Source organism: Hyphomonadaceae bacterium ML37, from assembly GCA_027627685.1.
Lineage (GTDB): Bacteria > Pseudomonadota > Alphaproteobacteria > Caulobacterales > Maricaulaceae > Oceanicaulis.
Window position 1 is genome coordinate 344,683 of the sequence record CP091241.1, and the last position, 12,534, is coordinate 357,216.

The 12,534-nt window shown below is 64.4% G+C and carries 9 protein-coding genes; 6 read left to right on the forward strand and 3 right to left on the reverse strand.

Translation table 11 applies throughout. The features are described 5' to 3' along the window. Window positions 1-27: 27 nt before the first annotated feature. The gene (locus tag L2D01_01790) at window positions 28-573 is read left to right on the forward strand and encodes an ActR/PrrA/RegA family redox response regulator transcription factor (GenBank protein WBQ10518.1); all 546 of its coding nucleotides are present in this window, start codon (window positions 28-30) and stop codon (window positions 571-573) included. A gap of 8 nt (window positions 574-581) precedes the next feature. Here L2D01_01790 and L2D01_01795 read toward each other — a convergent pair whose 3' ends face one another. After that, window positions 582-2,048 (reverse strand): PH domain-containing protein, encoded by a 1,467-nt coding sequence (locus L2D01_01795; GenBank protein ID WBQ10519.1) that lies wholly within the window; start codon window positions 2,046-2,048, stop codon window positions 582-584. Window positions 2,049-2,659: 611 nt separating this feature from the next. On the opposite strand from L2D01_01795, the gene L2D01_01800 reads away from it, so the two are divergent. Further along, a complete protein-coding gene (locus L2D01_01800) occupies window positions 2,660-3,292 on the forward strand; it encodes a hypothetical protein (protein ID WBQ10520.1) in 633 nt (210 codons plus the stop codon). Between the two features lie 4 nt (window positions 3,293-3,296). Here the strand turns inward: L2D01_01800 and L2D01_01805 are convergent, their stop codons facing one another. Beyond that, entirely contained in the window at window positions 3,297-5,438 is a 2,142-nt protein-coding gene (locus tag L2D01_01805) for a DUF3857 domain-containing protein (protein ID WBQ10521.1), read from the reverse strand. A gap of 183 nt (window positions 5,439-5,621) precedes the next feature. Here L2D01_01805 and L2D01_01810 point away from each other — a divergent pair, with 183 nt between their 5' ends. Beyond that, on the forward strand, window positions 5,622-8,765 hold the full coding sequence (locus L2D01_01810) for a hypothetical protein (protein ID WBQ10522.1): 3,144 nt from the start codon (window positions 5,622-5,624) through the stop codon (window positions 8,763-8,765). Further along, window positions 8,765-9,103 (forward strand): hypothetical protein, encoded by a 339-nt coding sequence (locus L2D01_01815; GenBank protein WBQ10523.1) that lies wholly within the window; start codon window positions 8,765-8,767, stop codon window positions 9,101-9,103. Before L2D01_01810 ends, L2D01_01815 begins: the two co-directional genes overlap by 1 nt. A 198-nt stretch (window positions 9,104-9,301) precedes the next feature. Here L2D01_01815 and L2D01_01820 read toward each other — a convergent pair whose 3' ends face one another. Next, window positions 9,302-9,808: an MmcB family DNA repair protein gene (locus tag L2D01_01820; GenBank protein WBQ10524.1), complete on the reverse strand. Its 507-nt coding sequence runs from the start codon at window positions 9,806-9,808 to the stop codon at window positions 9,302-9,304. Window positions 9,809-9,894: 86 nt separating this feature from the next. Here L2D01_01820 and L2D01_01825 point away from each other — a divergent pair, with 86 nt between their 5' ends. After that, window positions 9,895-10,356, forward strand: coding sequence for a metallopeptidase family protein (locus tag L2D01_01825; protein ID WBQ10525.1), 462 nt, complete (start codon window positions 9,895-9,897; stop codon window positions 10,354-10,356). 127 nt (window positions 10,357-10,483) lie between these two features. Next, on the forward strand, window positions 10,484-12,532 hold the full coding sequence (locus tag L2D01_01830; GenBank protein WBQ10526.1) for an ATP-binding protein: 2,049 nt from the start codon (window positions 10,484-10,486) through the stop codon (window positions 12,530-12,532). Window positions 12,533-12,534: the final 2 nt, after the last annotated feature.

A 12,534-nucleotide genomic window follows, 5' to 3' on the forward strand; every position in this document is an offset into this window, starting at 1 on the left:
TTTTGTTTTGGCCGGAGGCCCAACCCCATGTCTGATCTGGTTTTGCCGGACGACGCCACCCTGCTCCTCGTCGATGATGACGCGCCCTTCCTCAACCGCCTCAGCCGCGCCATGACCGCGCGCGGGTTTGACGTGACCGCCGTGGGCAGCGTGGCCGAGGCCAAGGCCCGCGCCCGCAGCGCCCCGCCCGCCTTCGCCGTGGTGGATCTGCGCCTGGACGACGGCGACGGGCTGGACGTGGTGCGCACCCTCTATGCCGAGCGCCCCGATTGCCGCGTGGTGATGCTGACCGGCTACGGCAATATCGCCACCGCCGTGGCCGCGGTGAAATCGGGCGCCATCGACTATCTGTCCAAGCCCGCCGACGCCGATGATGTGGCCAAGGCGCTGCTGGCCCTGCCCAACGCCAAGCCCGAACCGCCGGAAAACCCCATGAGCGCCGACCGCGTGCGCTGGGAGCATATCCAGCGCGTGTTCGAGCTGTGCGACCACAATGTCTCCGAAACCGCCCGCCGCCTGAACATGCACCGGCGGACGCTGCAGCGGATATTGGCGAAGCGCGCGCCGCGCTGATCCCCCGTTCAGGGGGGTGATTGGCGCAGATTGAAGGCCCTCACCGCCTTCATACCAACATTAATGCCAAGTGTGGTGTCGCTTCCGGATTCAAAGCCGACCCGCATGTAAGGATTGATGCTCATGTAACCCTCTTGTTCTACATGAGCGTAGGTTTCATCGAGCTGGTGCAAAGCAATAAGCGCTAAGGATTTTAGATCGTAGACCTGGATCTGAGCCCTGAAGAACGGCTCCTTCTTATGTCCAAACTGTTCAGAAATATGGCTGAAGGTCCCGTTCTCTACGTAGCTCAATTGCGCGAGTAGGCTCTGGGAATGGTTGATCGCCACACTCCCGAGATAATCAGGAGAGCGTTCGCCTTCGTTGAATGATCCTGAGGCAACGGTTTGTACTTTCGCGAAGGAGTTTCCAGGCGCGGCATATAGCAGATAGCCAGGCCCCATGTTGTTGCGCGAGCTTTCTCTAAACGCTTTATTGATCATGGCTACGAAGCCACCATTTTTAAGCACCTTAAAAGCGACGATCCCTTTGGATACGCCGGGAAGGCTACATGCTTCCGCAAAGATATATTTGAAACCGCTGCCAAGCTGTTTTTTTGCCCGCGTATAATGCGTGACCATGGCTATATCGCCAACGTTGTGACGGTTTGATATGAAGGGTGTCGTGCTCACGTATAGATTCATGCCCGACTCGTCGATGGCGATCTTCCAAACATACCCGCCAGCGTTGAAGTGATAAATTTGGCCGGATGGCTGATGGGTAACTTGGACGTACCCAGTGCCTCCTCCTCCCGCGTGGTAACCGCTTCGCGGAGCATTGCCCTCACGCGAGGAAGATACGGGGTCCGAACTGTCGCTACCTGCCGCGTCTTTCGCTATGGGTTGGGAAAAATGAAAATCTGCTATTGGTCGAAGATCGCCTTCCTCAACCAATTGAAAGGGCAGGTCACTTATGTTTTGTTGTTCTCTGGGCGGCTGATTGTTGTCAGTCTCCGCAACACGGACTTCACTGCCCGCTACAGGTTTTGTCTTTAGCGCCTCTAACTCCTGGATGACACGTTCTGGGTTTGTAATGCGGCTCCAGTTTGCCGTTGATCTATCATCACCCGTCCAGAAGGATAAGGTCGCATAATTAAGTGTGCGCCCCATTACACCCTGTTCCATGTCAACATGGACTTGGGGGCTCAGCGTTACATCGCGCCGCTTTCGCACCACCAACCCTTTGTGGGCGCGGATCACTTGCCCATCGATAAGGTCAAAGGCTTCCATTTGGCGTCGACCGGCCATGAACAGTGATACTGCAATGAGCCAGCCCGCGATGTAGGGGTAGGCCTGTTGCGGAATTTCCGAGTAGAAGCGAATACACAGGGCAATGGTAACGCCGAGTACAATCCAGCTGCCCCAATAAGAGCGCCATGCCGGGCGAGTACGATAAATCTCCCGCCCATTCTCCCTTATAAAATCAAAGTTTTGCATGATGTCCGCCCCCTTCGCGCAATTGTCGTGAAGCCTCATTTGCTCGACACACTCTGTCCACGCCGACCGACCCAAGTGTGGCGTGGGCTCATTCTGTCCTTTTCCAAGACGAACAGACGTGCCGTAGGGTCCGCGACCTAAGACCCCTATGCCCGTCGGTTGTTTCGTACGCGTCAACCCTGAATAGCCCATGGTTTGAGGTTTGGCGAGCCTGACGGGAGCGGAGCTCTTGGATTTCTCGACCGACCACCTAGGCTCAGGACCCATTAATTTGTGACCTGAGCCTGGCAACGCCGACATATTTTACGTTGGAGTTATCTATACCCCCCCTCAAGGAGGGGAGAGGAGGCTGGAACGGGGCGTTCAATCTGGAAAAGCCATCGCCTGAACCAACCGATAGAAGCGCAAAGCGAGAAGCCTCCTCTCCCCCAGCTATGGGGGAGAGGGTAGGGTGAGGGGGCGGAGCGAAGGCGGGCATGGGAGACGCCGCTGGTTGGCCTCTCCGTCCGTCCTCTTGGCCGGTCGGCTTCCCCCCCCCAAAACAGGGGGCTGGTGCGCGCCAGTCTCGCGGCCCATGCTCAAACCGGATTCTGAAATGGGGAGCATACGGCATGACCCGATCCATCCAGACCCTTCTGGCGCTGGCCCTGCTGGCGGGCGCCAGCCCGGCGCTGGCTGCGCCTGAACCGGACGCCCCGGCGCCGGTGGCAGGAACCCCCGCACCCGAATCCCTTGGCGAGGACCTCGCTGCGCGATCAGAAACCCCGCCCGCCGGCCCGTCCTATTTCGGGCTCGCCTTTCACGGCGCCTATGTGGCGCGCGCCGAGGACGGATCGCTGGACTGCAGCCCCGATGGCGAGGCGCTGCGCGTGCATTTCACCGGCGACATACTGGGCGAGACGGACGGGGTCGAGGAGGTGGATTTCGGCGAGATCAACGTCCTCCTGCCCGGTCCGCCCCGCAGCCGCGAGCGCGTGCGCTACGGCCTGAGCGGCAGCTGGTTCTACATGGGCGAGGATTTGTGGGACGGCGCCACACACATCACCGATATCAGCCGCTGGTTCTGCGCGGGGCTCGGCTGCCATACGCGCGGCGAGGGCGAGCTGCACCTGCACCTCGAACCCGATGGCGACATCACGATCCTGCGCTTCCATTGGCGCGCGCGCTGGGATGCGCCGCGCACCGTCCACGCCGGGGACGAGGCCGGACCGCTGCGCCTGGGGCATTGCCCGGCGCTGTCCTGACCGGTCAGCCCGCCGGTCCCGTCATGACCTGCGTCCTGTGTGCGGCGCCGGGGTCGGCGGCGGCCGGGACGCTGGGCTCCACGGCGGCGTTCAGGTTTCCGGCATCTGCGGCCAGGCCGGGCTGTTCGCCGTCCGGCAGCCAGATCAGGGCGGCGCGCCGCACCTGCTTGAGGTCGCTGACCACCGCGCCCAGCGCGTCCGGCGCCAGCGCGCCGGCGGAGACCCGGTATTCCTTGGTCAGGATAAAGCCGCCCTCAATGGCCTGAAGGCTGACCACAGCGTCAAAACCCGGATTGGAGACGGTCTGCTCGAACGGTTCAGGCGCGGCCCAGCCTTCGGGCAGGCGCACTTCGATCGTGTGGCGCACGCGGCGCGAATCCGGCAGGTAGACCGGAGTGGAGCGATTATGCGCGCTGACGAGCCCCACCGGCTCCAGCGCGGCATGGGGCGTGATCACCAGCACCGGCGCGCCTGCGTCCGGTTCAGCCTCGCCGTCATCGGCCGCGGCCTGCTCGCGCACATCGTGCAGGCGCACCTCGCCCGAGGTTTCAACCACCATCTGGTTGGCGGCGCGCCGGTCATTGATGCGGGACTCCGGGTTCAGTTTCGCTCCGGCGAACTGGGTCTGGTAGACGCCGGTGATGTCGCCCGCCAGCATGTCGCGCCCGAACTCGTTGACCCGGTCGCGCTGGCTTTCGGCCCACAGCCCGCCAAAGGTCCACACCGCGCTGAACGCCGCCGTTCCGTCCGCCTCCAGCGCCAGATGCTCGGCCACATCGAGCATGGAAATGGCCGGGTCCGGCACGGTCATCCAGGTCAGGGCCGCCTCGCCCTCGCGCCCGATCAGGCCCCAGCCGAACGGGTGCTGACCCAGCGACTGCAGGGCGCCGGGCTGCTCGCGCCGGGTCGGGTCCAGCCAGTACCACGCGCCCTCATGCTCCACGCCGGCGATCACATGGTCGAACAGCAGAAGCGAGTGCGGCAGGGTGTCGAGCCCGGGGCCCAGCCGGCCATTGACCAGCACCGGCGCCGCCTCCACCTCCAGCGCTGCGAGGATGGAAATCAGCAGCAGGGTCTTGGCCTTGCAGTCGCCCTCACTCAGGCGCAGCGTCTCGCGCACGCTCTGGGGCACATAGCCGCCATCGCCCAGCGCCAGGGCGAAATAGCGGATCTCGCGCTGCACATAGCGCAGCGCCGCGGTGATGCGCCCGGCCCGGTCGGGATGGGCGCCGGCGATGGTGGCGGCGATGGCGGACACTTCCGGCGTGATCTCCGGGCGGTAGAGCCGCCCGGTCCAGCCCGCCAGCCGCTCATAGGACGCCGTGCGGCTCACCAGGGCGAACCCGTCGTCCAGGCTCCAGGGCGCGCGATAGGACTCCATCACCCGGCCGGGCGTGGGACCGTCATACAGGATCAGCCGCTCCAGATCCGGCCCGGCGCGCTCGCGCCGCACCGGATCGCCGTGAGAGAATTGCAGCGCGCCGCGCTCCCCCGTGGCGGTCAGGCGCAGCCGGCCCGCGCTCAGCGGGTTGCCCTCCAGAAATGCGCTGTCATGAAACCGGTCGCCCAGCCGGTGATTGCCGACCCGCGACAGGGTCAACTGCACCGTGTCGCCGCGCCGCACGCGCGGCAGGCGCATCAGCACATGGGTCTGATCGCTCAGCACCCGGCTCGCCAGATCCAGACCGGACTGGCTGAACGTCACCGCCACCTCGTGCGTGATATCGATCCAGGCGTCATTGCGCCCGAACAGCACCTCGTGCAGCACCACCTGCTGCTGGGAGGGCGAGAAGGCGTGCTGGGCCAGCGCCAGCGCGTCGGCGCCGCCCTGGGTCTGCGCCACCGCGCGGTAGCGCGTGGTCACCACAGGCCGGGGCCCGGTCAACAAGGCGTGCTGTTCCCAGAACGTGACCGCCACGCCCGGCTGATGCGGGCTGCCGGCCGCATCGCCGTCGCGCGCAGCGGGAACCCAGTCTGGAACCGGGGCGTGATACAGGACCGCCTGGCCGTCGCGCGCAAACACCACGCCCGGCGCCGATGCGTGGCGGGCATCCTCGAAACCGGCTTCTCCCGCCAGCCACAGCACGCCCAGCGCCGCCGCCGCCGCAAGGACGCCCGCCAGGCCTGCGCGCAGCCAAGCCACCATCACCCACACCCCTCATGTCCCTCACCCCCCAGAATGAAAGGCCAGCGTGTCCGGCGCAAGCGCCAATTCGCGCGTGGCGGGCGCAGAGGGGGCGGGATGACGCCCGGCCATGATGCGCGGCCCGGTTGGCGCAAACTCGCGACTGCGGCTAGCCTCAAGGCGGATTTCGCCGGGGGCCGCTTTATGACCGATATCGCCGCCTATTTCGACGCCATCGCCGCGACCTGGAAGGGCGGGCAGGCCACCGAGCACAGCTACCGCCCGGCGCTTTATGATCTGTTCAGCAGCCTGAATGACCAGGTGACCGTGACCAACGAGCCCCGCCGGGTCTCGGCGGGCGCGCCGGATTTCATCTTCATGCGCGGCGATGTGCCGGTGGGCCATTGCGAGGCCAAGGATGTCGGCGCGGATCTGAAGGGCCTCAAAGGCTATAGCGTCGAGCAGAAACAGCGCTATCTCAAGGGCTTCCCCAATCTTCTCTATACCAACGGGCTGGATTTTGAATTCTGGCGCGAGGGCGAGCGCATCCGCACCGTCTCCATCGGCGAGGTGCTGATGGGGCTTCAACCAAAGCCCGAAGCCTTCGCCGAGCTGGAAGCCCAGCTCAAGGACTTCGTCGCCCAGACCCCGCGCACCATCAATTCATCGCGGCGCCTCGCCGAGCTGATGGCGGCCAAGGCGGTGCTGATCAAGGACGTTATGGGCCGCGCCCTGGTGGCCGATCTGGAGCAGAACGCCGACACCGACCTCACCGCGCAATACCATGCGTTTCGCGAGCACCTGATCCACGACATCACGGCGGCCGATTTTGCCGACATCTATGCTGAAACCATCGCCTATGGCCTGTTCGCCGCGCGCCTGCACGATCCTTCACCGGACAGTTTCTCGCGTCAGGAAGCGCTGGAGCTTCTGCCCAAATCCAATCCCTTCCTGCGCCGCCTGTTCAGCTATATCGCCGGCGCCGATCTGGACGCCCGCATGGCGTGGATCATCGATGATCTGACCAAGATTTTCCTGGCCTGCGACCTCAAGCGCATCATGGCCGATTTCGGCCAGCTGACCGGCCAGAACGATCCCTTCCTGCATTTCTACGAAACCTTCCTGGCCGCCTATAACCCGGCCAAGCGCAAGGCCCGCGGCGTCTGGTACACGCCCGAGCCCGTGGTCAATTTCATCGTGCGCGCCGTGGATGAGGTGCTCAAGACCGAGTTCGGCCTGCCCGACGGCCTGGCCGACACCTCGAAGATCACCATCGATTTCGACACCGGTCAGACCGACAAGAAGGGCAAGGCGATCACCGAGAAACGCGAGGTGCACCGGGTCCAGATTCTTGATCCCGCCACCGGCACCGGCACGTTTCTGGCCGAGGTGATCAAGCAGATTGGCGCCCGGGTGAAGGCCTCCGCCCCCGGCCACTGGTCATCCTATGTGGAGGCCGAGCTGATCCCGCGCATTCACGGGTTCGAGCTTTTGATGGCCAGCTACGCCATGTGCCACATGAAGCTGGACATGATCCTGACCGAGATGGGCTATCGCCCTTCCGGCGCGCCGCCGCGCCTGTCGGTCTACCTCACCAACTCGCTGGAAGAGGGCGAGCGCGTGGAGCAGGTCCTGTTCGCCCGCTGGCTCGCCGAAGAGGCGCGCGAGGCCAGCAAGATCAAGCGCGACATGCCCATCATGTGCGTGATCGGCAACCCGCCCTATTCGGGCGAAAGCGCCAACAAGGGCCATTGGATCATGGGCCTGATGGACGCTTACAAGAAGGAGCCGGGCGGCAAGGAGAAGCTGAAAGAGCGCAATCCGAAATGGATCAATGACGACTACGTCAAATTCATCCGTTTCGGCGAGCACATGATCGAAAAGAATGGCGAGGGCGTGCTCGGCTTCATCACCAATCACGGCTATCTCGACAACCCCACCTTCCGGGGCATGCGCTGGCATTTGCTGAACACGTTTGACGCCATCTACGTGCTCGACCTGCACGGCAACGCCAAGAAAAAGGAAATCTCGCCCGACGGTTCGGCGGACAAGAATGTGTTCGACATCCAGCAGGGCGTGGCGATCATCATTGCGGTGAAGAAACAGGCCAAGCCAGGCAAGGACAAGCCGCTGGCCAGCGTGTTCCATGGCGATCTGTGGGGCGCGCGCGCCGGCAAATACGAAGCGCTTGAGAAGGCCGGATTGGAAGCGAAGCATTTCGAACCGCTGAGCCTTCAGGCGCCGCAATACGTGATGACAAGGCGCGATTACGCGCTGGAGGAAACCTATCTGGACGGCTTCGGCGTGCAGGAGCTGATGCCGGTCTACGGTGTTGGAATGGTAACAGCACGAGACAAATTTGTTGTTGGCGACCGAAGTGAGCTAGCTGAAATGCTTGGTCGTTTTAAAAGTTCGTTGGCGGATGAAGCTTTTCTGCATTCGCGGTTTCCCGTTGAACGGAAAAAGGGCTGGAGCATCTTAGATGCCCACTCCTCAATTCAATCAATTGAAGATTATAATTCCATAATCAAAAATATACAATATAGGCCATTCGATAAAAGACAAATTATATACCATGACGATTTTACATGGAGGACTGTAAAGGCAATAATGCGAAACTTTTCTCAAAGAAATTTGGGGGTTTCTTTTAATAGATCGGTTGAGGAAAAAAGAGATTACACGGATGTTTTCGTTTTCGACGAGATGATCCAACACCACTCGCTTTCTCTGAAAGAAGTCAACTACCTCGCCCCCCTTTACCTCTACCCCGAAGAGGACTCCCTCGATCAAACCCGGCGGGTCAATTTCGATCCGAAAATCTGGCGCAAAATCCGCGAGCTCGCCAAAGACGCCGCCCGTGGCGAGCCCGATGAAATCGCGGTTTTCGATTACATCTATGGCGTGCTGCACAGCCCCGATTACCGCGAGACCTTCGCCGAGTTTCTCAAAACCGACTTCCCGCGCATTCCCTGGCCCGCCTCGCCGGACGTGTTCTGGCATGTCAGCGAAAAGGGCGGGGCGTTGCGCCGTCTGCACCTGATGGAGCGGGGCGCCGTGGGCGCGGCGCCCTACCCGTTCACGGGCGACGGTGACGGCGTGGTGGACAAGCCGCACTTTGACGCCGGGTCGGTCTGGATCAATGGCGGGCAGCGCTTTGAGAGCGTGCCGCAGATCGCTTGGGACTTCTATATCGGCGGCTACCAGCCGGCCCAGAAATGGCTCAAGGACCGCAAGGGCCGCGCGCTCACCTTCGCCGACATCCAGCACTACCAGCGCATCATCAAGGTGCTGACCGAGACCGACCGCATCATGGCCGAAATCGAACTGCCGCTGCCGGGAGCGGCGTGATGACGCAAACGGCGCCGACGGCGCTGCATCTTGCCATGGCCAAGACCCTGGAGGATCTGGCCGAGACCGAGCCGGACCGGGCGCATGAGCATCAAACCCGTGCGGCGCAATTACGCGGCGAGTCGTGTGTGCCTCCCGCGCCCCGGTCGCGGACCTACGTCGCCATTCGCTCGGCGCTTGTTTTTGGGCCGGCGAATGACGTGGCGATTGCGGAAGGTCTGATATTCGAACTTCAGCCCGACCGCTCCCTCAGGCGGCTTGATGGACCGGGCCTCGTCCAGTTTGCAGAGGATCATCCCGGCTTCGCCCGACACGGGTCGATTGACGACCGCGAGTGAGGGGCGCGCGTGATCGCCCCGCCATTTTCGCGCCCGCCATCGCCATTGAGGGGCCTCGGGACGTCCGAGGCGCGTCCATGTCCCCAAACGGGACCGGTCATGTCCCCACAGGGGCCGCTCATGTCCCCTCACGGCGTGGTCATGTCACGCAACACGCGCCGTCGGACACGCGCTATCCCCGCCTCTATCCCCGCCCGCCTAAAGCGTCCGCAGCGCCCGTTCCGCGGCGCAGCGGGCAAAGCGCAGGGTCAGGGCCTTGCGCCGGGCGGGGGCCAGCGGCTGGACGGGGCTGTCGCGCACCACCGCGCCGCCGAACGGATCGGCGATGATAAGCCCGCATTCCTGGGGCAGGACCGAGGCCGGAAAGCGTTGTGATACAGCGAAGTAGAACCGGTCGCACCAGGCGAAATAGTCGGGATATTTGGCGTCGGCGCGAAAGTCCGCCAGGCCCGATTTGATCTCGACGATGATCACTTCGCCCTTGCGGCCCAGCCCCGCCAGATCGGCCCTCCGGCCGCAGGGCAGGGTGAATTCAGGCATGGCCGAAACGCCCAGATCCGCCAGCAGGCGCGCCGCCCCGCGGGCCAGGGCGCGGGCATCGTCAATCGCCGGATTCCCGGCCCGCGCCAAAGCCTTGCGGGCGCGCGCCTCGGCGCTGTCAGGGGCGCTGTCCGGGGCGCTGCCATGGGTTTCGGATAGGGCCATGACCGCTATCATGTTCACCTTTCATTCGCAGCGCAAGCGCGAATTTCGCCCTCGACACCGCAGGCCCGCGCGCCTACCTGCGTGCCATGACACAAGCCGATGACCCCGCCGCCCCCCTATCTGCCTTGACCGGCTCCGCCGCCCGCTTCGCCCCGGCCTGCGCGCCGTCGGGGGAGGATTTCCTGGCCATCGCCGAAGACGCCTTCGCCGGCCTGCCGGACGCCTTCCGGGCCATGTGCCGGAATGTGGTCATTCAAATCACTGATTTTGCAGACGAAGAGACGCTTGCGACATTCGGGATGGAGAGCCCGTACGAGCTCACCGGCCTGTATCACGGCGTGGATTTGACCCATAAATCCATCGCCGACCCCATGGGCGGGCCGGACCATGTCTTCCTCTACCGCCTGCCCATCCTGATGGAATGGTGCGAGCGCGGCGACGTCACCTTGCGCGAGCTCATCGCCCATGTCCTGGTGCACGAGATCGGCCATCATTTCGGCCTGTCCGACGAGGCCATGCACGCCATCGAAGACGCGGCAAGCGACTGATTTTCAATGAAACCGGGCCTGCCGGCGGACGCCCGGAATAGGAAAATACTTCGCCGCCGCGCCCGCCCGTCAACGCCCCCTTTACTCCCGCTGCGCCAGACTGCGCCAAAGCGAGGAGCGCCTGCCCATGGAAGTCATCGGTGATGTCACCCTCATGGCGGTCGCCATCGTCATGGCGGCCCTGTTCTGGCTGGTGACCCGCAAGCTGAAACGGATTCAGGACCGGGCGCGCCTGTTCCTGATCGGCCAGCTGGGCATCGCCGTCTCGGCAAGCCTGGACGCCAGCAAGCATTTCGCCGCGTCAGTGCATGCCGGCATGGGCGTCAGCCAGGGCCAGCTCGAGGTGGTGGTCTATTCAGGCTACACGCTGAGCATCCTCGTGATGATCTACGGCTTCGTGCGCTGGATTTCGATGATTGGCCGGCTGGACCAGGAAGTCGAAGCGCGCGGCGTTGCAGAAGCCGGCCTGCAAAGCGCGCTGGAGCGCTCGCGCCAGTTCAATGCCGGACTGGAATCGCTGGGCCGCGCCCACATGGTGGAGCGCTGGTCCGCCGAGCGCCTGATGGCCGAGGCGGCCGAGCGGTTGAGCCGGCTGCTGGATGTGCGCCGCGTCGGCGTCTGGCGCCTGGACGAAGACGGCCAGGGTCTGACCTGCCTGCACCTGTTCGACGCGCAGAACGGCGCCATGGCGCCCGCCCAGCGCGTCGAGCGGGACCTCAACCCGGCCTATTTCGACGCGATTCAGACCGGGCGCACCGTGTGTGTGGCGGATGCCTGGTCCGACCCGGTGACCGCCGCCTTTGGCAAGGATTATCTGGCCCCGCTGGGCGTGCGCGCCTTGCTGGATGCGCCGATCCGCACCGGGCGGGGCGTGCGCGGCGTGTTGTGCTGCGAGCATGTGGGCGAGACCCGGGCCTGGACGCCGGAGGAAGTCTCGCTCGCGGCCTCTGTGGCGCAGTATATCGCGGTCTCGGAACTGGCGGATAACGCCGAGACGCTGGCGCAGGAGCTGAAAGCCGCGCTGGCCGAAGCGCGCAGCGCCAGCGCCGCCAAATCGGCCTTCCTGGCCAACATGTCCCATGAGCTGCGCACGCCGCTCAACGGCGTGCTGGGCATGGCCCAGGCGCTGGCCGGGCCCCATCTTGGCTATTCCGATCAGGAGAAGGTCGGGACGATTATCGAATCCGGCCAGCAATTGCTCGGCGTGCTCAATGACGTGCTGGACCTGTCCAAGATCGAGGCAGGGCGCGTGGACATCACGCCCGAGCCCACCGATCCGGGCGCGCTGGTCAGCGCCACGTGCGATCTGTTCCGCGCGGGCGCCGCGGCCAAGGGCTTGCGGCTGGATTGTGATCTGGAGGCCCTGCCGGCCAGCGTGCGGCTCGATCCGGTGCGGGTGCGCCAGTGCCTGTCCAACCTCATCGCCAACGCCGTGAAATTCACCAGCACAGGATCGGTCCACGTGGCCGCGCGCGCCCTGCCCGCAGGGATCGAGGGCTGGCGTCTCGAGATGGCTGTCACCGACACCGGCCCCGGCATCTCTCCCGAGGTCCAGGCCCGCCTGTTCCAGCGCTTCAGCCAGGCCGACTGCTCGTCGGCCCGCCGCCACGGCGGCGCCGGCCTGGGCCTTGTCATTGCGCGCGAACTGGCCCGGCGCATGGGCGGCGACGTGATCATTGACAGCACCCAGGGCGCCGGGTCGCGCTTCGTCCTGTCCTTCCTCGCCGCCGCGGATACCGGCTCGCTCACGGCCAGCGGCGCCCCGTCTGATCATGCGGCGCTCTACGGCGCATCGGTCCTTCTTGTCGACGACAACGCCATCAACCGTCTGGTGGCGCGGTCCTTCCTAGAAACCACAGGCGCGCTGGTGACCGAAGCAGAAAGAGGTGGCGAGGCGCTGGAGCTGTTCGCAGCCGGGCGGTTTGACCTTGTGCTTCTCGACGCGCACATGCCGGTGATGGGCGGGGAGGAGACCTTGCACCGCCTGCGCCGCCTGCCCGGCGGCGATGCGCCGGTGATCGCCCTGACGGCCGACGCCATGCAGGGCGATGAAGCCCGCTACCGCGCGATGGGCATGGACGGCTATGTCGCCAAGCCGGTGAGCAAGGATGTGCTGCTGACCACCTGCGCCCGCCTCATCGCTGCGCCGCGCGCGCAGGCTCGCGCCGCCAGCTAGGC